This window comes from Sinimarinibacterium arenosum, assembly GCF_005047655.1.
Taxonomy (GTDB): domain Bacteria; phylum Pseudomonadota; class Gammaproteobacteria; order Nevskiales; family Nevskiaceae; genus Solimonas.
This window is the reverse complement of sequence record NZ_SUKF01000003.1, coordinates 165,309-185,504: the sequence shown is the minus strand read 5'-3', so window position 1 is coordinate 185,504 and position 20,196 is coordinate 165,309. Positions and strand designations below refer to the sequence as shown.

Sequence of the window (20,196 nt, the reverse complement as noted above, 5' to 3'; positions counted from 1 at the left end):
AGTAAAACCCCAGGCGGCGTCGGCTACCCGCTGACGGCGTCCGACCACCCGCCGCCGAGCGCCTTGACCAGCTGCGCCGTGGCGTTGATCTGCGTCAGCTGCGCCTGCACCAGGGTGTCCTCTGCGCTGAGCTGGGTGCGCTGACTGTCCAGCAGGGTCAGCAGATCGATCGCACCGGCGTCATAGCGCACACGCGCCAGCCGGTAGGCCTCGCGCGCCTGCTCCGCCGTCTGTGCCAACAGGTCGGTGCGCTCGAGGCTGGTATCCAGCAGCGACAGGCTGTCTTCGACTTCCTGCAGGCCGGTCAGCACGGTCTGAGCATAGGTTTCGGCCAGCGTCTGCCGCGTCGCCTCGGTCAGCGCAACCTGTGCGCGCAGGCGTCCGCCGCTGAAGATCGTCTGCGCCAGTGACGCCGCCAGCGACGCCACCGTGGCGGAACCGCCGCTGATCAGGCCGGTTGCCGTGGCCGACGCCGACAGATCCAGACTCGGCAGTAGCGCCGCGCGTGCGGCGCCGATGTCGGCATTGGCGGCCATCAGCTGCGCCTCGGCCATGCGGATATCTGGACGCCGCAACAGCAGTGCCGACGGCTGGCCCGGATCGATCGTCGGCAAGTTCAGCTCGGCCAGCGATGCACCGACAACATCGAAGCCCTGCGGCACTTGACCCAGCAGCACCGCCAGCGCGTGGCGGGTTTCATTCACGCTCTGCTGCAGACTGGGAATCTGCGCCTGGATTCCGAGCAGTGTCGTGCGCTGCTGCGCTACGTCCAGCGCCGTCGCGGCACCGTTGTCGAAGCGCACCTGCACCAGCCGCATCAGCTCCTGCGCGGCATCGAGATTGCGCTGCGCGATGACCAGTCGATCGCGCAGCGACAGCAGCTGAAAATAGGTGCTGGCGACTTCCGCCTGCAGGACCAGCGCGACCGAGTCGCGGCTGTAACGACTGGCCGCGAGCGTCGCATCGGCCGCCGCGGCCGCGGCACGGTTGGCGCCCCACAGATCCAGTTCATAGGCAATCGACACGCCGGCCTGGCTGTCTTCGGACGTCGTCGTGACGTCATCGGCGCGGCGTCTGTCATGGGAGGCCGAGGCGCTGAGGCCGGCACTGGGCAACAGCACCGAACGCGCGCTGCGCAGCGAAGCCCGCGCCTGCTCGATGCGGCTGACCGCAGCGGCCAGATCATGATTGGCCGCAAGCGCCTGCTGCATCAGCTGATCCAGCTCGTCGCTGTGATAACTCAGCCACCACCGCGTGTCCGCGACCTGAGCCGTGCCCTCCTTCACAGTCTCCCAGTACGACGGTAGTTTCGCATCGGGCATCTGATAGCTGGGCGTCAGGCTGCACGCCGCCAGCCAGGGCAACAGCCCGAACATCAGCGGTGCAGTCAATCGTGTTCGTTTCATCAATGAACGCCTCATTCGGACGACAGAGCCACAACCGGGTCCATGTGTGCAGCCTTGCGTGCCGGCAGGTACCCGAAGATCAGACCCGTGGCGAAAGCCGAACTGAAAGCCAGGACCGCTGGCAGCGCCGTAAACGCGACGCTGGTGCCGAATGCCTTGATCACCGCACCGGAGGCGAAGCCCAGCGCCACCCCTGCGACGCCGCCGATACCGCAGACCACCAGCGCTTCGGTATTGAACTGCAGCAGAATGCTGCTGCGCCGGGCGCCAGTGGCCATGCGCAGCCCGATCTCGCGTGTGCGCTCGGTGACGTTGACCAGCATGATATTCATCACACCGATACCGCCGACCAGCAGTGAAATCGCCGCGACCGCGCCCAGCATCACGGTCAAGGTGTTCTGCGTGGACTCGACCGTCTCCATCAGCGAGGTCGTGCTGCGCACCTGGAAATCCTCGGTGCCATGACGTTGCAGCAGTAGCCGCTCGATTGCGGCCTGCGTGGTATCCGCCTGTGCGGCGGATTCGATCTTGACGTTCAACGAACTCAGATAGCGCTTGCCGAACAGGCGGATGAATCCCGTGGACAACGGCACCAGGGCAACGTCGTCCATATCCGACCCGAAGGCGTTCGCCCCCTTGGGCTGCAGCACGCCAATCACCTCGAAGGGGACATTGCCCACCAGCACATAGCGTCCGACCGGATTACTGCCATCGGGAAACAGATTGCCTGCAACCGTTTTGCCCAGCACAGTAACGGCAGCGTAGCCGTCGACGTCGTCCTGATTGATGAAGCTGCCCGTGGCCAGCTTCCAGTCCTGGGTGTGCTGATAACCGGGCCAGACACCGTAGACCGTGGTGCGATAGTCAACGCTGCCGTAGCGCAAGGTCGCGCTGCTGCGGCGCTCCGGCGAGACGTAGGCCACATTGTCCAGATCCACCACGGCTGTCGCGTCTTCCGGCACCAGCGTTGCCAGATCGCCGCTGGGGCGCTGCCCGGGCGCGCCGGGACGCACTAGCAGCAGATTGCTGCCCATGGCCTGGATGCGTTGCAGGATGTCCTGCTTGCTGCCGTTGCCGATCGCCAGCATCGTCACCACCGCAGCAACGCCGATGACGACGCCGAGCAGCGTCAGCGCACTGCGAAAAAGATTGGCACGCAGAGAGCGCAACGCCATTTTCACCGCCTCGGCCAGATCCGGCAGCCAGTGCGGATGTCGGGCGCCGCCGGGGGCGTGATAGACCGCATCCACGCCTGCTGCCACCGAGCCGGTGTCCTCGATCACCTGCCCGTCCTTGAGCTGGATCGTGCGCCGCGCATGCGCGGCAACCGCGGGATCGTGCGTGATCAGGATGATCGTATGGCCTTCGGCATGCAGTGCCGACAGCAACTCGAGTACCTCTGCACCACTGCGGCTGTCGAGCGCGCCGGTGGGTTCATCCGCCAGGATCACCTCGGCGCCATTCATCAGCGCGCGCGCGATCGACACGCGTTGCTGCTGTCCGCCGGACAACTGATTGGGCTTGTGTTCGCTGCGATCGCCCAGCCCCAGCTGTGCCAGCAGCTGCTTCGCCCGCTCGAGCCGTTCGCGCTTGCCGCGCCCGGCGTAAATCGCGGGCAGCTCGACGTTCTCGGCAGCGCTGACCGATGCCAACAGGTTGTAGCGCTGGAACACGAAACCGAAAGTGTCCCTGCGCATTGCCGCAAGGTCGTCGGGCGCAAGCTGCGCGACATCGGCGCCGCGCACGCAGTAGTGCCCATGACTGGGCCGGTCGAGACAGCCGATGATGTTCATCAGGGTCGACTTACCCGAACCGGACTGCCCGATGATCGACACGAATTCGCCCGCACGGATCTCGAGGTTGACATGATCCAGCGCGCGCACCTCGGTCTCTCCGTTCGGATAGACCTTGCTGACATTGCGCAGACTGATCAGCGGCTGATCGTGTGCACTGGGAGTAGCGGTCATCGCTCGATCGCTCACAGGTGCGGCATCATCGGCCGGCGCGTGCCGTTGCGCTGACCCGCAGCGGACTCAGCGGACGTCGCCACGGACGTGTCGACCACGACCCGATCGCCTACCTCCAGCCCCGACACGACCTGCGCCGTGGCGCGGTTGGTCACACCGACCTGGACCTGTCGCGGCACCACCCCCTGCTCGGTCAGCACCGTCGCGCGAAACATGTCGGGACCCGCGGACGGATCGGCCGTCAGCGCACTGAGCGCCACCAGCGGCACGTCATGGGCTTGCCCGAGCACGAAAAACACCTGCACTGTCATCGACGGCAGCAACAGCTGTTCTGCGTTGTCGACGTCGATCAAGACGTTGTACAGAACGACGTTGTTCTCGGTCTCCGGTGTCGGCTGTACTTGCCGCACCGTGCCGCGCCAGCGCCGCCCGGAATTGCCCAGGGTCGTGAAATACGCTGCCATCTCCGGCTTGATCTTGTTGACATCGGCTTCGGCGACCTGCGCCCATACTGTCATCACATCGAGATTCGCCACTTGCACGATCACCGGCGCCGACTGCGTGGCGTTGACGGTCTGCCCTTCCAGGCTGGTCTGAGACACCACGGTCCCGTCCATCGGCGCGTAGATCTTGGTGTAGCCGAGATTGGCCAGATTGCCCTCCAGCGTGGCTTCTGCTGCTGCGATCTGCGCCTGCAGCGCGGCCACCGCCGCCTTGGCCACCTTGGCCGTCGCGCGCGACTGGTCAACGGTGTCCTGACTGACCGCGCGCTCGGCCAACATGCGTTGATTGCGTTCCAGCTGCTGCTGCGCCAGTTCCCGCTCGGCCTGCTTCTGCAGCAGCTGCGCGCGCAGACTCTGCAGGCTCGCGCGATCGTTACGCACAGTCGACTCGTAACGCGTCGGGTCGATCTCGGCGATCAGATCGCCCTTGGTCACACGGTCACCAATGTCGACATGTACTTTCTGCAGCTGCCCGGACACCTGAGTCCCGACGTCGACGTATTCCTTGGGCTGCAGCGCACCGACCGCAGTCACGGTCTTTTCTATATCCCCGCGCTCGACGGTGACGGTATTTTGCTGCGATTCAGGTGCCGGCCGCAGACCGTTCCAGACCCAGCCTGCCACGATGGCAATCACGACGATCGCGAGTACGTCCCATAGCCAGCGACGGCGGCGACGTAGACCCGCGGTGTTCATCTGGGAAACGCTGTCTTTCATGAACCGCCCGTCCGGATCCTGTGTAGGTGCAATCCAGACTGCGCCATGAATGTGGAGCGATTTTGAAGAAACTGTGGATTCGTGTCGCGACACCTTGTCAGCGCCGACGATTCGCCGCCAAATAGCCTGCCGCCTTCGTCCACCCGCCGCTGACTGCATGAGATTCGGCATTACCGCCAAGTTGTTCGTCACCATCGTCGCGACCAGCGTGCTGATCGCCATCGCGGTGGGTGCAGCGGCGCGTTTCAATTTCTCGCGCGGATTCCTGGGGTACCTGAATGATCAGGGCGTCGAGCGCATGGAGGGTCTGCTGCCTGCGCTTGCAGCGGCCTACCACGAGCACGGCAACTGGGAGTTCATTCGCGACAATCCGCGCGCCTGGTTCCATCTGCTGCGACCGGCCGCACCCGAATCCACGAGCGATCCGTCCTCTGGCACGCGCCCGCTGGTCTTTCCCAACTCGGACCTGACCGGCTTCGGCCTGCGTCTGGCGCTACTCGACGAGCAGCATCGATGGGTCGTTGGCAATACAGAGGTCGACAACGACGCATTGCATCGTGCCGTTGTGGTCGACGGTCGAGCGGTCGGCTGGCTTGCACTGATTCCGATTCAGCATGTGACCGGTGCAGCTGACCTGCGCTTTCAGCAGCAGCAGCTGACCGCAACCTGGGTCATCATCGGACTGGCAGTGTTGCTGGCTGCCGGTGTCGCCATTCTTCTTGCGCATACAATGCTGTCGCCGATCAAGCGCCTGGCTGCGGCGACACATCAGCTCGCTGGCGGCGACTATGCCAACCGCGTTGAAATCACTTCCAGCGACGAGATCGGCAGTCTGGCCGAAGATTTCAATCGCCTCGCGCACGCACTGGACCGCAACGAACGGATGCGACGCGGATTCATGGCCGATATCTCGCACGAGCTGCGCACGCCGCTGGCTGTGCTGCGCGCGGAACTCGAAGCGCTCGAAGACGGCGTACGCCCACTCAACGCCGACGCGGTCCACGGTCTGCAACTCGGCGTCGAGACCCTGAACAAACTGGTCGACGACCTCTACGAACTGTCTTTATCCGATGCCGGCGCGCTGACCTATCGCATGGGTCCCGTCGATCTCGGAGCACTTTTACAGGAGATGTTGCGTCGCTTCGAGGAACGCTATGCGGAGAAGCGCATTCTGATCGACGCCGCAATACCGACCCCGGCACCAGTCGTACGCGGAGATCACGGTCGACTGCGTCAGCTGTTAAGCAATCTGCTGGAGAATTCGGCACGCCACACCGCCGAAGGCGGCCGCCTGCGCATCAGCTGCCACAGCCAGGACGGTATTGCCCAGATTGATTTTCAGGACTCCACGCCCGGCGTGCCGGAAGCATTGCTGCCGCGGCTGTTCGAACGCTTCTATCGGGTCAACGATGCGCGCACGCGTGACCGTAGCGGCGCCGGCCTGGGGCTGGCAATCTGCCGCAACATCACCGAAGCCCATGGCGGCACGATCGACGCCCGACCGTCTCCCTTGGGCGGCCTGTGGATTTCGCTGCGGCTGCCACTGGAAGCACCGACATGACCATGGCCGGCGTTGCCACCACCGCACGCGTGCTGATCGTCGAGGACGAGTCGCGGCTCGCCACAGTGTTGCGCGACTACCTGATTGGCGCCGGCTTCGAGGTGCAATGGCTCAGCGACGGTCTGGACGTGGTCGCCACGGTGCGGCGCGACCCGCCGCAGCTGATTCTGCTCGATCTGGCACTGCCCGGGCGCGACGGCCTGGATATCTGCCGTGAACTGCGTGGCTTCACCGACGTGCCGATCATCATGGTGACCGCACGCGTCGAGGAGATCGACCGCCTGCTGGGGCTGGAGCTGGGCGCCGACGACTACATCTGCAAGCCGTACAGCCCGCGCGAAGTCGTCGCGCGCGTGCGTGCAATCCTGCGCCGTACACAACGCGACGACGTTGCCGCCAGCAGCGGCCTGCACATCGATGAATCACAGCATCGCGCCAGTTACAACGGCGAAGCACTGGACCTGACACCGGTCGAGTTCCGTCTGCTGAAAACGCTCGCTACCACGCGTGGACGGGTCTACTCGCGAGCCCAGCTGCTGGACCAGCTCTACGCCGATCACCGTGTGGTCACCGACCGCACGGTCGACAGTCACGTCAAGAACCTGCGACGCAAGCTGCAGGCGATCTGCCCCGAGTGCGAACCGATCCGCTCGATCTATGGCGTCGGCTACACCTTCGACGGCTGAGTCCGGACCCGCCTAGACGACGACCATTGTCAGCAGCACACCGACCCCGACGCCGAGCGCAAATCCGCTCAACCCCCAGGTGTAGCGGCGCTTCAGGCGATTGCTGCCAGTCACCGGATCGAAATAGAACAGCGGCACCGTGCACCCCCTGTGCGCGTCCAGTTACAGGACAATATTTCTGAGCAAATCGCGTGCCGAGCCGATGACAATACTGAACGTTACATGGGCATCGCCGCCACGCATCCGCTGCGGAGTATGCTTGGGCGATATTTCATGCTTTCGATCATGCGCATGGCTGACTCGGCTCCGCCGCGGCATCACACGGCACGCGGCTTTCGCAACAATCACTCCAGCGACGGCCATGGCGGTTTCGACGCACTACGCTGGCTGCCGTCGTTCCTGCTCAAGCCTTACCGCAAGGTGCAGTTTCCGCTGCATCGCCCCGCGGTTGAGCAGCTGCGCACCAATCGAACTCAGGATCAGCTGACCTGGATCGGTCATTCGAGCTTCCTGCTGCAGCTGGCCGGTCTCAATCTGATCACCGATCCGCACTTCAGTCGTCGGGCTTCGCCGACCCAGTTTGCCGGCCCGTTGCGCTACACCCCGCCGGCACTGAAGGTCGACGAACTGCCGTCGCTGGATATAGCGCTGATCTCACACGATCACTACGACCACCTGGACGAAGCCAGCGTGATCGCGCTGGCACGACATCATCCGAAACTTCAGTTCGTCGTACCTCTGGGCCTCAAGGCTTGGCTGCGCCGCCGGCGCATCGAGCGCGTGATCGAGCTGGACTGGTGGCAGTCGGCGGACGTCTGCGGCCTGCGCGTGCATGCCGTCCCCGCGCAACACTTTTCAGGCCGCAGCGCCAACGATCGCAACAAGACCCTGTGGTGTGGCTTCGTCGTCGAGTCCGCAGCAACCCCAGTGCCGCGGCGGGTGCTGTTCGCCGGCGATACCGGCTACTCGGCGGATTTCGCCGATATCGGCGCGCGCTTCGCACCGATTGATCTGGCGCTGCTGCCGATCGGCGCCTACGAGCCACGCTGGTTCATGCACGCGATGCACGTCAATCCCGACGAGGCGGTGAAAATCCATCAGGACATCGGCAGCCGCCAGTCGGTGGCGATGCACTGGGGCACGTTCCGCCTGACCGAAGAACCGCTGGACGAACCGCCGCATCGCCTGCGTCGCGCATTGGACGCGGCCGGCATTCCGCATGAACGCTTCTGGGTCCTGCAGCATGGTGAAACGCGACCGCTGATCACCGATTAAACGCTGTGCGCACACGTAGCGCCTGCAACTGCTGCTGCCGCTCCTGCTCCGGCGCACGTGAGAGGGACTCCGCAGCCGCAAAGAAACGCGGCCAATCACGACCCGCCTCCTCGAACAGCGCCGCGAATGCCGGCAGATCCTCGTCATACAGACCGAAAGGCAGCAGCTTGGCATTGTTCAGCGCGCCGTCGGCGAACCAGGCGTCGTAGCGAGTGTCGCCACCCCATTCATCATCGCGCAGCTGCGCATAGTCCGTGCGGAGCTGCGCAAACAGCTCTGCCTTGCGCACACGCATGACGTTTTCACCGACGCCGCTGGCGTACAACGCCTCGAGCTTCTCGCGGGTGTGCACGATCAATTCGGCGAATTGCTGTGAGCGATGGCGGCTGTCCGCCGCGGGTGCATCGGTGTCCGGATGCGCGGACAGGTATTCGCGCAGCCCCTGATCCTCGACGAATTCGGCGAAGGACTCGTTGAAGCGGGTGTCGTCCTGCACGTACAGCTTCTGGTGCGCCAGCTCGTGGAACAGCGTCCCGATCAGCGCGGCGTCGTTCCATCGCATCATCGTGCTGGTGACCGGATCGTCGAACCAGCCGAGCGTCGAATACGCTGGCACGCCGCCGACGTAGACGTCGGCGCCCCGCGCAGCGAGTTCGGCGGCACGTGCCTCGGCGTCAGCCTGCGCGTAATAGCCCTGATAGGCCAGACATCCACTGATTGGAAAGCAGTGTTCGACGGGCTCGAGCGAAAACTCCGGCGTGGCGAACACGTTCCAGACCACATAGGGTCGCTGCAGATCGGCGTAACTGGTGTAGCTGCCGTTGTCCGGCAGATCCAGGTGCTGCACGGCCCACTGCCGCGCCGCACTGACCCGTTGCAGGCGCTGCTTGAGCGCGGGGTCGGCGTCGGCGTCGCCCAGTACCCGCGTGATCGGCTCGCGGGCACGCAACAGCGCCAGCTGGCCGCTTGCCAGCTGCGCGTAATAGCTCAGGTTGCTGCATCCGCTCAGAACGACGACGGAAACTGCGCATACAGCAAGAATCAGCGGTCGTCGGAGGGTCGGCTTTACTATTCTCATCAAAGGTCACAAAAGCGTAATCTTGGCCAATCACGGCACACCCATAGTGCCGATATCTGGAGGAGAAGTTCATGTTGCGTCCAGCACTCTGCCTTGCGGCAGCCATGACCGTTTGCGCCTGCGGCAGCTCCACCTCAGGCACCGCGCCCTCCGGCGGCTCTTCCTCCGGCAGCGGCAAACCCCCATTGGTCGCCGTCGCCGAATCCCGAGCCGGCACCCATTACCGCCAGGAAATCACCTCCCCGGTGACCGGTGACAGCGTCGTGTTCGAAGTGTTCGAGCCGACCCAGCTGGAAGTCGGCAAGACCTATCCTCTGGTACTGCAAAGCCACGGCTACGGCGGCACGCGCATGACCGAAGCCAGCGGCTTTGCACAGCGCCTGCTCGATGAAGGCTACTACGTCATCTCGATCGACGAGCGCGGCTTCGGTGAATCCGGCGGGACGGTTCGGGTGATGGACCCGGACTACGAAGGCCAGAACCTGATCGCCGTGCTGGACTGGGCCGAGAATCTCGAAGGTCTGCGCCGTCGCGACAATAACGAAATGGTCGTCGGCTCCTATGGCGGTTCCTACGGCGGCATGTACCAGATGCTGCTGTACATGGCCGATCCCAAGCATCGCCTGCGCGTGCTGGCACCGGACATCACGCCGCACGATCTGACCTACTCGCTGGATTCGCACAACGTCATCAAGTCCGGCTACGCGGTGGCGCTGAGCGCCGGCGGCGAAAGCCCGACGGTTGTGCTGGATGCGCTAACGGGCCTCGACCCGACCCCGCTGCAGGGTTATCTGCAGCGTCCGGGCCCACGCCAGGACGCACTGGTGCTGGAAACGCTGATCCAGGGCGCACTGACCAATCAGTTCCCTGACGCCGGCTTCAACGCCTTCAAGTACCACAGCGTCGCCTACTTCTGTGACGGCCAGCAGCCCGGCCCGCAGAATTTCCTGGTCGCGACGCCGGATACCTTCCTGGTCGCACCGGTCCCGCCGCCGGCAGCCGACGTGCTGGTCACGCAGGGCTTCCGCGACACGCTGTTCAACTTCAACGACGGCCTCGGCAACTATGAATGTCTGAAGGCACTCGGCGGCGACGTGCGTCTGCTCACCCATCAGACCGGCCACATTCTGCCGGTGAGCCTGACCTCGATTCCGGGCGCCGAAGACGCCCTGGACCCGTTCTTTGCCGCAGTGACTGTGCCCAACTTCCAGGATGCAGGCGGCTCGCGCAGCTGCGGCAGCCTTGACCTCGACGAAGTCACCCACGCCTGGTTCCAGGAGAAACTGCAGAATCAGGCCGGTGCGGTCGACGCCGTCCTGAAGTCCGGTTCCAGGGTCTGCCTCAGCCTCGGCGAAGGCGATGCGGTAGCCGTCAATCAGGTCAAACGCGGTGGTACGGCGTTCGAGATCGACGCCAGCACGCCGCAGCTGTCCGGCGCGCTCAGCATCATCGGTTCGGTCCTCGGCAACGCATTTCGCGAACAGTTGCTGGCGAACCAGACGTTGATGACGGTGCCGGCGGGCGGCGCAGTGATTGCAGGCGTACCGACCCTCGCCATCGACATGCAAGGCCTCAGCGGCGCCGAGATGGCCACCTGCGCGACCGCACCGCTGTCGCTGGGTTGCGATCCGATCCTGTATTTCGCCATCGGCCATCGCAAAGCGGGCACCGAGCGCTGGGACGTCATCGACGACCAGATCACCCCGGTACGTGGCTTTGGTGTGCATACCCTCGAAATGAACGGCATCGCCGAACGTCTGGCCGAGGGCGATGAACTGGCGCTGCTGATCTACGGTTTCCATGCGCAGTATCCGGTGACCTGGTCACGCGATCTGCTGGTGCCGGCGCTGAACCTGACCGGGACGGTCGCTCTGCCGCTGCTGGCGCCAGGCGAAATCGCACAGAACGGCGTCTGATCCTCGGCGCACCCACAACAAGTCCGAACCACAGACCACACATGCAACATCGCTCCCGTCGTCCAGATGTATTGGCACTGTCCATTTTCGCCACGCTGCTGCTCGCCGCATGCAATAGCGGCAGCGGCGGCACGGGAACCCCGGACGCGGATGGCGACCCCAGCACCGCGCGGCTGACCGGCACGGCCTACACCTTCAACCAGTGCGCCGCCGAGCCCGAGCAGACGCAGTGCCGCATCGTCGGCGCGACGATCAATCTGGTCGAGTTCCCCGACCTCAGCGCAACGACAGACGATGCAGGAGCCTATGCGATTGACGTGCCGGCCGGCAGCACGGTGACGCCCTATATCGTTGCCGACGGCTATCGCACGATCTATCTGCAAACCTTTACCGTCGACGCCGATCTGGAGAACGTGAATTTTCAGACGCCCGACCTGCAGACGTACGCGCAGCTGGCGCTGCTGCTGACAACGATGGGACACATCGCTCCGGATCTGCTCGGCTGCGTCATTGTCACCACGGCCAGCGTGCCGGAAGTGGTGGGCATGCCGTTTGAGCAGTTCCGGACCTACAACCCGCATGGGGTGCCCGGCACCACGGCCTCCGGCGACCCTGCGCTGCCTGACGCCATCTACTTCAACGAAAATGTGGTCCCGGACGCCTCGGTGACCAGCACCTCCGAAGACGGCGGCATCCTGTGGACCAATGTGCCGCCCGGGGTCTACACAATTTCAGCCAGCAACCCTGACCAGGCCTTTGCCGAGTTTGTCGCCGACTGTCAGCTGGGCCGCGTCATCAACGCCAATCCACCCTGGGGTCTGCACGGCCTGCCGCGCTGAGCTGGCCGCCCCAAAACAGTCAGCATCTGGTCTGCGTCAGAACCTCACTGCGCAAGCCGCCAAGAACCCAAGCAGCAAGATCTGCGGCCGCCCGAAGCGGCCGCTTTTTTGTGCGCCGTTCACGACTGACCTGGATCAAACGACGAATCCGGTACAGGTCGTAGAGTCAGGTTACCCCTGACATGGACGTGAGGTGTGAACCATGAACACACGAATGCAATCCACCATTAAGGCGGCCCTTAGCCTGGGCCTGCTTTCGTTCGCCTGCGCTGTGGGCGCTCAGGAACCAGCGCCCCCTGCCTCTGCCGCCGATTGCATCGCCATCGATTACACCGCCCTCGGCAAGACGCCGCCTCCGGAGCAGCAGGCCGGATCGATCAGCTTCGTCAGCGGCGGCATCGGCGCTCCGCAGTCCGAGGCCATGCGCGCCATCAAGTCCGGCTTTCCGCTGACTCTGACATTTGCCGAGCACCTCGACGGCAAGGATGCGTACACCGCAATGGTCACGGTCACCGTGCGCGACGCCGAGAGCAACCAGGTGCTCTGTGTCTCAAATGCCGGACCGATGCTGTTCCTGCGACTGCCAACCGGAACCTACGCCATCACGGCGCGTTCGTATGGCGGGGTCGAGCTGACGCGCAATGTCAGCGTGCGTGCCGACGGCCACCAGGACGTGACGCTGATCTGGCAGCCGCAGTAAGGACAAACGTCACGCAGCGCAGTGCCGTCGACGGCACTGCGAAGCTAGGCGCATCAGGCGGCGTGATCGAGCCAGAACTCGAGCCCCTGTGCGTTCAGCTCGATATCGAAGTGCAGCAGCTCACGCGCCTTCGCTACGTCGACCGGGGCATGCATCGCGGCGAGTTGTTTGATGGCATCGCCCATCAAGGCCTCGAACAGGACCGCGTGGCGGTCTGATGCCTGTGCGCTTTGCTGCGCCATCGTCTGATAGCGCTGCAACCCGGCACGCAGACCCTCTGCCAGCTGCGGCACATTTTCGACGCAGCCATAGTGCGTCAGAAACATCCGTTCCGGGCTGAAGGACAACAGCCGATCCAGGGTCTTCATCCAGGCATCCGGCTCGAACTGCACCGGCGTCGTTGTCGGCATCAGAAACGGCCCTTGCGGCCCATCGAACTCCCGATAGGACAACCCGAAAGTATCCCCGGTGAAGAACCCGCGCGACACGGCATCCCAGACACAGAAATGATGGCGGGCATGTCCGGGGGAATCGATGAAACGCAACTCCCCCGATCCCAGAGGGATCACGTGGTCGTCGTCAGCCACGATCACACGTGACTCCTCCACCGGCAGGATTTCGCCATACATCTGGCGCACCGCATCGGCGCCGTAGACCGCGGTCGCACCGGCGATCAGCTTGGCCGGATCGATCAGATGACGCGCGCCACGCGGATGGGCAACCAGCTGAGCCGCGGGGAGTTCCTGCATCAGCAGGCCGGCGCCGCCAGCGTGGTCAAGATGGACATGGGTCGGAATCACGTAGCGCACGCGTTCGCGTGCGATGCCACGCTGCTGCAGCAGTTCCAGCAGGCGCGGCACCCCATGTGCGGTACCGCATTCGATCAGCGCGAAGTCCTGCTCACGCTGGATCAGATAGCAGCAGGCCAGTCCGGGGCGCTCCTGCAGGGTATCGATGCAGGTGATCCCGAAATCCAGATCCTGAACGGGCGGCAAGGACGCAGTGGGTACGGTATTCATGCGGAGTTCGCGTGGCTCTATCGGGTCGTGGCGTGTGGCCGACGCAGTGCGGCAAGCGTCGCAACGCCTGTCCAGGCGTGCAACCGCTCCAACACAGCGTCACGGAGCCGCCATTGTCGGCCATGCCCGCCAGCGATGGAACCCGCCCGCACGCGCAGCGTGCGGGGCGTCAGGCAGCGTTGGCCTGCGGAATCACCGAACTGCGCAGTAACCCCACCAATTCCTCACGCCGGAAGATTCCAAGCTTGCGATAGATCCGTGACGCGTGATTGGCGACGGTACTGATTGCGATATCACATTCCCGCGCAACGCTCTTGAAGGTCTTGCCGTTGGCCAGCGCACGCGCAATTTCCTGTTCGCGCGGCGACAGCACATCCAGCGGATGCGGCCGACGCGCATGCAACAGAAACATGCCGGCCTCCGGAACCAGCCGGAAATGCAGCTCTCCAATATCGAAATAGCCGCCACCGGCTGCCACCACCTGCTGCGGCACGCTGAACGGCAGTTCCGCCGAATCACCGACACCAAGACTGTCACGCAGCAACGCGCGGAAGCGCTCGCTGGCCAGATGGACTGTTCCACCTTCGTCGATCAGCGCAGCCGAACCGCGAGACGAACGTCCCATCGTCTGTAGCCAGTCGTCCCGCTGGACCAGGCGCTCCAATGCCAGTGACGAAGCCTGCACCAGATGCCCCAAGGCATGCCGCAGCATACTGCGGCTCGGGCGATGTGCTGCCGGGAACGACAGACACAGCACACTGTTCATTGCGCAACCGCGGTGTGCCAGACGCAAGGCCAGTATCCGAACCCCGCCGTCGACGCCATTGGCACGCCCAAGTTCATCGGCGTCGAGTTCGAGTTCGCGCGCATCGAGGCTCAGCGGGATGGCCGCAACGGTTGACATCGGTAGCGCAGCGGATTCATGCGGCCAGCAGGCAAACTGAGCGCAGCATCCGCTGCTGGCGCGCATCAGCCAGCTGGCGGACAGGGCGCCGCTCCAGCGGCAGATCACATCGAGCGCCTGCAGCCTGAAATCGTCCCATTCACGGTGAAATGCCGCCGCATAGACCGCTTCAATGGTCCGGTCCAGATCCGCGAGTTCCGTCTCGTTCATCGCTGCCGCACTCCGTCATCCACAGGTCAGGGACTCCGCCTCCGGCCTGCATCCCTCTTCACGCAAAGGAACAGACGGCTATGCCGCCCTCGCTTTGCGCGCCCTTGAACGGCCGACCGCAGCTGAAGCGGACAACCGCCTTCAGATATATCACCGCACCGGACGCGACCCCGGTTCATCCCCACCGACGGAGGCATTCAGCCGGTTGAGCGGCGTCCCACATTCAGTCGCTGAGTAGGTGTTTTCCCATCTGTAATGTCAGTATTTTCCGACTATGATGGCGCCCGCACGTGTGGCAATCGGGCTGCCCCGACTGAATCACGCCTTGTGCACCGGCCCATCAGAGGCCGGCTTCAACACATTCATTCGGGGAAGGATATGCACCCTCTGCCACTCAACCGGCGCGCTGTGCGCTTCGCATCAATGCTGCTTCCGTGCCTTCTGGCCGCATGCGGCAGCAGCACGACGCCCACAGCCCTCAATGGTTCGACCCCACCCGAAGTCACGGCCAAGGCTTGCACCAACCCCGCCGACGCCACCACCGAACGCGTCCGCAATCTGCTCGACGGCGAGCAGTTGGGTGTCGTCGTCAGCTTCGACGGCAGCGGACCGCTCGGCACGGATCGCGTCAACGCACTGCGCGCACTCGGCCTCAAGGGCTATTTCCTGAATCACCTGCCGATTGCCGGCGTACTGGCGACCAAGGCGCAGATCGAACAGATCGAAAAGCTTCCCGGCGTGCGCTCCGTGCGTTGGAACGCTCCGCTGAGCTACGACAACGAGGATGCCCGCTATCTGAGCTCGGTCGACCAGGCCCAGGCCGCGCCGGAACTGCACAACGCCCTCGGCGAGCCGATCACCGGCAAGGGTGTGACCATCCTGGTCAACGATTCCGGCATCGACGCAACGCATCTGGACCTGTCCTACGGCAGCAAGGTGCAGCGCAATGCGCTTGGCCACCTGAATCTGAACGCGCAGGACGACATGCTGCCGTTCACCCCGGTCGAGGGCGTGCCCAACTCGGATGTGCTCGGCTCGCACGGCACCCACGTTGCCGGCATCGCCGCCGGCGACGGCAGCGCGTCGGACGGCCGCTTTGCCGGTGCTGCGAAAGGCGCAACCCTCGCCGGCTACGGCTCCGGCGCGGTGATCTTTGTGCTCGATACGCTGGGTGGCTTTGATTACGCGCTGCAGCTCCTGGAGGAGGCTCCGGAACTCAACCTGCGCATCGTCACCAATTCCTTCGGCAACACCGACGATATCGGAACCTGCTTTGACCCGGAAGATCCGACCAATATCGCCACCAAGGCGCTGGCCGACCGTGGCGTGATCGTGGTGTTCTCGGCCGGAAACTCCGGCTCCGGACAGGGCACGATCACCGGCAATTTCAAGAAGGCACCGTGGGTGCTGGCCGCCGGCAACGGCGAGAAGACCGGCCTGCTGGCGCCGTCGTCGTCACGCGGCAGCCTGGCCAATGCGGTCTATCAGGTGGAAGTCGACGGCGAGACCTACACCGTTGAAGACCGTCCGACCGTGGTCACGCCCGGCACTGACATCATTTCCACCCGTGCGGTCGCGGCCGATCCGTTCACACCGCTGGACACCGAAGCCGACATCGCGGCCGGCGACATCCCGCCCGAGCTGATTCCGTTCTACACGCACAAGACCGGCACCAGCATGGCGGCGCCGCATCTGGCGGGCCTGACAGCGCTACTGCTCGAAGCCAATCCGGAACTGACGTGGCGCGAAGTCAAGCAGATCTTCAAGACCACCGCCACCAACATGCCGGGCTATGACACCTGGCAGGTCGGTGCCGGCTACGCCAACATCGAGGCGGCACTGGCGATGGCCCTGAGCCTGCGCAAGGACTATGGCGCGACCAACCATGCTCAGCGCAGCTTCTTTGCTGAGATTCCGCTGGGCGAATCGATCCAGAACAGCTACGCGATCGACTTCCTGCCGGCCGGCCCCACCGGTGAGGAGACCTTTGAGGTCGGCGAGGACATTTCGCTGGTGATGGCGCAGTGGAACCAGCCGCTGGGCAACCTGTGCACCTGCGCGGTAGTTCTGATCGATCCGAATGGCACCCACTACGGCTCGTCGATCGCGCTGCCGCTGCTGGGCTCCAACGTCGCCGCGGTCGGCACCGGCGTACCGGGCACCTGGACCGTGACCGTCCGCGGCATTGGTTCGGTCTCCGGCGTTCCGGTCGATCCCGCCGGTGTTACCAACGGCGTCGCCGGTCCCGGCACCGCGGACGTGAATGTGCTGCAGTTCCGCGCGGCGCAACCGCGTGGTCTGGATGATATCGCCGGACACCCGCAGGCCGAGTTCATCGAAGCGGCCGTCGCCGAGCGGCTGGTCGACGGCACGCGCGCCGGTTTCCAGGCCGATGCGCCGCTGACGCGCGGCGACTTCGCTGAATACCTGATGGCCTGGGGCGTGCGCCAGACCCGTCCGCACGACGGCAGTGAGCCGTTCGCCGATCTCGCCGGCGCGTCGAACCTGATTCGAGCGGCGGCAACGGCGGTCAGCCGCAGCGGCCAGTTGATCATGAGCCGCTCGCCTGCGTCGCTGCCGTTATTGCCGCTAACCGGGACAAGCTTCGCGCCAACGGCGTCGGTAACCCGAGAGCAAGTCGCCTATGCACTGGTGCAGGCCATCGGCCGCCAGGCCAACGCCGAGTCCTATGCCGGCACGCCGCTGACGGCGCCGGACGCAGAGGGCAATCCGGTCGCGGTCGCCGACGCGGGAGATGTTGACCCGGCGCTGTTGGGCCATGTCCAGGACGCGTTGAATCTCGGCATTCTGAAAGCCGACTTTGCCGGCGGTGTGGCCACGATTGCGCCCAAGCACACCGTGACCCGCGGTGACTACGCCGAGTACGTCGTCCGCACCTTTGCGATCGTGCCGTTCCCGAGCTGAGTCAGCAGTGATCCGCCACCCCTGGCGGAATCGACCGTCAGAAACATCGCCCCGACCGCAAGGCCGGGGCGATTGACGTCTCAGGGCTGACCGAGATAGTCGAGTTTGCCGAGCTCCACGCCGTTGTGGCGCAGGATCGCGTATGCCGTGGTCACGTGGAAGTAGATGTTCGGCAGCACGAATCCGTTCAGGTAGCTGAGTCCGGTGAACTGGATGGGCCCACTGCGCAACTTCAGCGTGACCTCGCGCTGCTCGGAACCCTCGATCTGCTCCGGCCGGAAGCTCTGCAGATAGTCGAGCGTGCGCACAATCCGCGCCTGCAGTTCGTCAAAGGTCGATTCTGTGTCCTCGTAGGACGGCGGCTCCTCGCCGGCCAGACGCGCGGCGCAGCCTTTGGCGGTGTCGGTGGCAATCTGGACCTGACGCGCCAGCGCAAACATGTCCGGATACAGACGGCTGGACAGCAGAACCTGCGGATCGATCTTGCGCGCCTCCGCATGCGCCTGTGCCTTGCGCAGGATCTGCGCCAGACTGCCCAGCGCGCGCTGCAACAGCGGGACTGACTGCGTATACATCGAAATCGTGCTGCCGGTCATAACCTTCCTCCGTGAGTACTGGGTGTCGCGGCTCTGCCGCGCTCAATCCGGATCTGCGGCGATTTCGTCGTAGCCCCGGTTCAGAAACTGGATCAGACAGATGCCGTGACCAAACGGATCGCTCAGCTGCGCGATGCGACCCCAGCGATGTGTCTTCTGCGCGGATTCCAGTGCTCCCCCGCCTGCCAACGCACGCTCGATCGCCCCATCCAGATCCTCGACAACGAAATCCAGATGCACAGGCGTCCAGTGACGCTGGTAGTCACGTCGTGCGTCGCCCTGCGGCAATGGCCGGCTCCCCACAGGCTTGACCAGCAGGAACAAAGCGGCCGATGCACCTTCCAGCTCAACCCCGGATTCGCCAAAACGACGCCGCACGCTGAGTCCAAGGCCATCGCAATAGAACCGGATGCCCCGCGCGAGATCATCAATGTCGATGTTGGCAATCAGATCCATGCGCGGTGGACGGGGCCTGGTCAGGTGCCCGAGGGAGACCCGCTGTCGATGCGCAAACTGCGTGTCGCCATGAACACTTCACGCAGAAAGCCGATCAACGCGGCAATCAGGGACAGCATCGCCAGTATGAACATGGCGGCGACCGGTACCGTCAGATCGAATGGAACGAACGCGCCCAGAAACAAGGTGATGATCACGCTGGCGACCAGCAATGCGGTCAAGGTGCACAGGGTGATCGCGCGACCGATCAGCTTGGCGCGCAACGACAAGGTCAGCAGTTGCACATCCAGTCGCCGGGCCGCATCCCCGTCAGCGGCGGCCCGGCGCAGCTCGAGGCTGCGCGCGCGATCGACCACGCGCGCCAGACGGTTGGCCAGGACACCCAGAATGGCACCGACGCCGGTCAGCAGAAAGACAGGAGCCACCGCCAGCTGGATCACATGGGCAATCGTGCCGACGCCATCCATCAACGGCGGCGTCAACAGCGTGCTCAAATGCCCTCCCCGGCTGACTTTTGCGGTTCGCGCCCCAGCATCTGATCGTCATGGGCCAGCGGATCCTCGATCGGTTCCAGATGGGTCAGCACGCTGACCGGGGCCATCTCTTCGCTGATCCGCGACTCGACCTGCTCGACGAAATCATGGCCCCGCTGCACGCTCCATGCGCCTGGGACCAGCACATGAAATGAAACGAAGTGCAGCGCGCCCGAACGTCGGGTGCGTACCGCATGAAAGTCGATGCCGCTGCCGCGGAACTCGTCGAGGATTTGGTTCAGCTTGGTCCGTTCGGCATCAGGCCAAGCTGCGTCCATCAACCCTTCGGCCGATTCACGCAACAGCCGCACACTGGTCCAGAGAATATTGATCGCAACAGCGAAAGCCAGCAGCGGATCCAGAATGAGCCATCCGGTCACGCCGACCAGCGCGACGCCGATGATGACGCCGCCCGAAGTCCAGACGTCCGTCATCAGATGATGCGCGTCCGCCTTCAAGGTCAGCGAGCGGTGCCGCTTGGACGCCTTCAGCATCGCAGCCGCAACACCCCAGTTGATGCCGGCCGCCACCGCGCAGATCGCCAGCCCGATTCCGGTCTGCTCCAGCGGCTGCGGCGCCAGCAACCGTGGCCACGCCGCCCACGCGATCGACAATGCAGCCACCGCGATCATGGCACCTTCGAAGGCGCCGGCGAAATACTCGGCCTTGCCATGTCCGTAGCTATGGTCGCTATCCGCCGGGCGCGCGGCGACGCGCAACAGCCACAGCGCCATCATCGCAGCGCTGAGATTGACGATGCTCTCCATGGCATCGGACAGCAGCCCGACCGACCCGGTCATCCACCATGCACCGAATTTAAGCGCCATGGTCGACAGTGCGGCCACAATGGACATGCGCGCATAGCGCGACGGCGTATCGGATGGATTCATTGAAGGGGGGGATGC

The 20,196-nt window shown here is 64.3% G+C and carries 18 protein-coding genes; 7 read left to right on the top strand and 11 right to left on the bottom strand.

What is annotated here, in order from left to right:
- Nucleotides 1-23 precede the first annotated feature (23 nt).
- Genes E4T66_RS07200 through E4T66_RS07190 form a run of 3 tightly spaced genes read right to left on the bottom strand, consistent with a single transcriptional unit; the run spans nt 24 to nt 4,593 of the window.
- Nucleotides 24-1,406, bottom strand: coding sequence for an efflux transporter outer membrane subunit (locus E4T66_RS07200; RefSeq protein ID WP_169577528.1), 1,383 nt, complete (start codon nt 1,404-1,406; stop codon nt 24-26).
- Nucleotides 1,407-1,417: 11 nt separating this feature from the next.
- Nucleotides 1,418-3,373, bottom strand: a complete 1,956-nt coding sequence (locus E4T66_RS07195) for a MacB family efflux pump subunit (RefSeq protein WP_136848237.1) — start codon at nt 3,371-3,373, stop codon at nt 1,418-1,420.
- Nucleotides 3,374-3,384: 11 nt separating this feature from the next.
- Nucleotides 3,385-4,593 (bottom strand): efflux RND transporter periplasmic adaptor subunit, encoded by a 1,209-nt coding sequence (locus E4T66_RS07190; protein ID WP_169577527.1) that lies wholly within the window; start codon nt 4,591-4,593, stop codon nt 3,385-3,387.
- Between the two features lie 157 nt (nt 4,594-4,750).
- Between E4T66_RS07190 and baeS the strand changes: the two genes are divergently transcribed.
- A complete protein-coding gene (gene baeS, locus E4T66_RS07185; RefSeq protein ID WP_136848235.1) occupies nt 4,751-6,154 on the top strand; it encodes a sensor histidine kinase efflux regulator BaeS in 1,404 nt (467 codons plus the stop codon).
- 2 nt (nt 6,155-6,156) lie between these two features.
- Nucleotides 6,157-6,840, top strand: a complete 684-nt coding sequence (locus tag E4T66_RS07180; protein WP_136848679.1) for a response regulator — start codon at nt 6,157-6,159, stop codon at nt 6,838-6,840.
- A gap of 12 nt (nt 6,841-6,852) precedes the next feature.
- Here the strand turns inward: E4T66_RS07180 and E4T66_RS21780 are convergent, their stop codons facing one another.
- A complete protein-coding gene (locus tag E4T66_RS21780; protein WP_282706988.1) occupies nt 6,853-6,978 on the bottom strand; it encodes a hypothetical protein in 126 nt (41 codons plus the stop codon).
- Nucleotides 6,979-7,131: 153 nt separating this feature from the next.
- Here E4T66_RS21780 and E4T66_RS07175 point away from each other — a divergent pair, with 153 nt between their 5' ends.
- Nucleotides 7,132-8,115: an MBL fold metallo-hydrolase gene (locus E4T66_RS07175; protein ID WP_169577526.1), complete on the top strand. Its 984-nt coding sequence runs from the start codon at nt 7,132-7,134 to the stop codon at nt 8,113-8,115.
- On the opposite strand, the gene E4T66_RS07170 is transcribed toward E4T66_RS07175, so the two are convergent.
- On the bottom strand, nt 8,105-9,193 hold the full coding sequence (locus tag E4T66_RS07170) for an aminopeptidase (RefSeq protein WP_136848233.1): 1,089 nt from the start codon (nt 9,191-9,193) through the stop codon (nt 8,105-8,107). The two genes, E4T66_RS07175 and E4T66_RS07170, sit on opposite strands and share 11 nt — an antisense overlap.
- Nucleotides 9,194-9,264: 71 nt before the next feature.
- Here E4T66_RS07170 and E4T66_RS07165 point away from each other — a divergent pair, with 71 nt between their 5' ends.
- From E4T66_RS07165 to E4T66_RS07155, 3 genes are all read left to right on the top strand, one after another.
- A complete protein-coding gene (locus E4T66_RS07165; protein WP_248679505.1) occupies nt 9,265-11,109 on the top strand; it encodes a CocE/NonD family hydrolase in 1,845 nt (614 codons plus the stop codon).
- A gap of 41 nt (nt 11,110-11,150) precedes the next feature.
- Nucleotides 11,151-11,948 carry a carboxypeptidase regulatory-like domain-containing protein gene (locus E4T66_RS07160; protein ID WP_136848232.1) on the top strand — a complete coding sequence of 266 codons (798 nt, stop codon included), beginning with the start codon at nt 11,151-11,153 and terminating at the stop codon, nt 11,946-11,948.
- 202 nt (nt 11,949-12,150) lie between these two features.
- Nucleotides 12,151-12,648, top strand: a complete 498-nt coding sequence (locus E4T66_RS07155) for a hypothetical protein (RefSeq protein ID WP_136848231.1) — start codon at nt 12,151-12,153, stop codon at nt 12,646-12,648.
- Nucleotides 12,649-12,701: 53 nt separating this feature from the next.
- On the opposite strand, the gene E4T66_RS07150 is transcribed toward E4T66_RS07155, so the two are convergent.
- Together E4T66_RS07150 and E4T66_RS07145 are read right to left on the bottom strand one after the other, a co-directional pair.
- Nucleotides 12,702-13,667, bottom strand: coding sequence for an MBL fold metallo-hydrolase (locus E4T66_RS07150; RefSeq protein WP_136848230.1), 966 nt, complete (start codon nt 13,665-13,667; stop codon nt 12,702-12,704).
- A gap of 169 nt (nt 13,668-13,836) precedes the next feature.
- On the bottom strand, nt 13,837-14,781 hold the full coding sequence (locus E4T66_RS07145; protein WP_136848229.1) for a helix-turn-helix transcriptional regulator: 945 nt from the start codon (nt 14,779-14,781) through the stop codon (nt 13,837-13,839).
- A 378-nt stretch (nt 14,782-15,159) separates the two neighbouring features.
- Here E4T66_RS07145 and E4T66_RS07140 point away from each other — a divergent pair, with 378 nt between their 5' ends.
- Nucleotides 15,160-17,706: a S8 family serine peptidase gene (locus E4T66_RS07140; RefSeq protein WP_169577525.1), complete on the top strand. Its 2,547-nt coding sequence runs from the start codon at nt 15,160-15,162 to the stop codon at nt 17,704-17,706.
- Between the two features lie 80 nt (nt 17,707-17,786).
- On the opposite strand, the gene E4T66_RS07135 is transcribed toward E4T66_RS07140, so the two are convergent.
- Genes E4T66_RS07135 through E4T66_RS07120 form a run of 4 tightly spaced genes read right to left on the bottom strand, consistent with a single transcriptional unit; the run spans nt 17,787 to nt 20,181 of the window.
- Entirely contained in the window at nt 17,787-18,302 is a 516-nt protein-coding gene (locus tag E4T66_RS07135) for a DUF1993 domain-containing protein (RefSeq protein WP_211242809.1), read from the bottom strand.
- A 42-nt stretch (nt 18,303-18,344) separates the two neighbouring features.
- Nucleotides 18,345-18,758, bottom strand: coding sequence for a VOC family protein (locus tag E4T66_RS07130; RefSeq protein WP_136848227.1), 414 nt, complete (start codon nt 18,756-18,758; stop codon nt 18,345-18,347).
- A 20-nt stretch (nt 18,759-18,778) separates the two neighbouring features.
- Nucleotides 18,779-19,252: a DUF2721 domain-containing protein gene (locus E4T66_RS07125; RefSeq protein WP_211242808.1), complete on the bottom strand. Its 474-nt coding sequence runs from the start codon at nt 19,250-19,252 to the stop codon at nt 18,779-18,781.
- The gene (locus E4T66_RS07120) at nt 19,249-20,181 is read right to left on the bottom strand and encodes a cation diffusion facilitator family transporter (RefSeq protein WP_136848226.1); all 933 of its coding nucleotides are present in this window, start codon (nt 20,179-20,181) and stop codon (nt 19,249-19,251) included. The genes E4T66_RS07125 and E4T66_RS07120 overlap by 4 nt, the downstream gene beginning before the upstream one ends.
- Between the last annotated feature and the right edge of the window lie 15 nt (nt 20,182-20,196).

Bases quoted from the DNA above. Each gene is read 5' to 3' on its own strand.
- E4T66_RS07180 (WP_136848679.1), top strand. From the start codon at position 6,157: ATGGCCGGCGTTGCCACCACCGCACGCGTGCTGATCGTCGAGGACGAG.
- E4T66_RS07120 (WP_136848226.1), bottom strand. From the start codon at position 20,181: ATGAATCCATCCGATACGCCGTCGCGCTATGCGCGCATGTCCATTGTG.
- E4T66_RS07150 (WP_136848230.1), bottom strand. From the start codon at position 13,667: ATGAATACCGTACCCACTGCGTCCTTGCCGCCCGTTCAGGATCTGGAT.
- E4T66_RS07135 (WP_211242809.1), bottom strand. From the start codon at position 18,302: ATGACCGGCAGCACGATTTCGATGTATACGCAGTCAGTCCCGCTGTTG.
- E4T66_RS07195 (WP_136848237.1), bottom strand. From the start codon at position 3,373: ATGACCGCTACTCCCAGTGCACACGATCAGCCGCTGATCAGTCTGCGC.
- E4T66_RS07145 (WP_136848229.1), bottom strand. From the start codon at position 14,781: ATGAACGAGACGGAACTCGCGGATCTGGACCGGACCATTGAAGCGGTC.
- E4T66_RS07140 (WP_169577525.1), top strand. From the start codon at position 15,160: ATGCACCCTCTGCCACTCAACCGGCGCGCTGTGCGCTTCGCATCAATG.
- E4T66_RS07160 (WP_136848232.1), top strand. From the start codon at position 11,151: ATGCAACATCGCTCCCGTCGTCCAGATGTATTGGCACTGTCCATTTTC.
- E4T66_RS07170 (WP_136848233.1), bottom strand. From the start codon at position 9,193: ATGAGAATAGTAAAGCCGACCCTCCGACGACCGCTGATTCTTGCTGTA.
- E4T66_RS07190 (WP_169577527.1), bottom strand. From the start codon at position 4,593: ATGAAAGACAGCGTTTCCCAGATGAACACCGCGGGTCTACGTCGCCGC.
- E4T66_RS07130 (WP_136848227.1), bottom strand. From the start codon at position 18,758: ATGGATCTGATTGCCAACATCGACATTGATGATCTCGCGCGGGGCATC.
- E4T66_RS07165 (WP_248679505.1), top strand. From the start codon at position 9,265: ATGTTGCGTCCAGCACTCTGCCTTGCGGCAGCCATGACCGTTTGCGCC.
- E4T66_RS07155 (WP_136848231.1), top strand. From the start codon at position 12,151: ATGAACACACGAATGCAATCCACCATTAAGGCGGCCCTTAGCCTGGGC.
- baeS (WP_136848235.1), top strand. From the start codon at position 4,751: ATGAGATTCGGCATTACCGCCAAGTTGTTCGTCACCATCGTCGCGACC.
- E4T66_RS07200 (WP_169577528.1), bottom strand. From the start codon at position 1,406: ATGAAACGAACACGATTGACTGCACCGCTGATGTTCGGGCTGTTGCCC.
- E4T66_RS07175 (WP_169577526.1), top strand. From the start codon at position 7,132: ATGGCTGACTCGGCTCCGCCGCGGCATCACACGGCACGCGGCTTTCGC.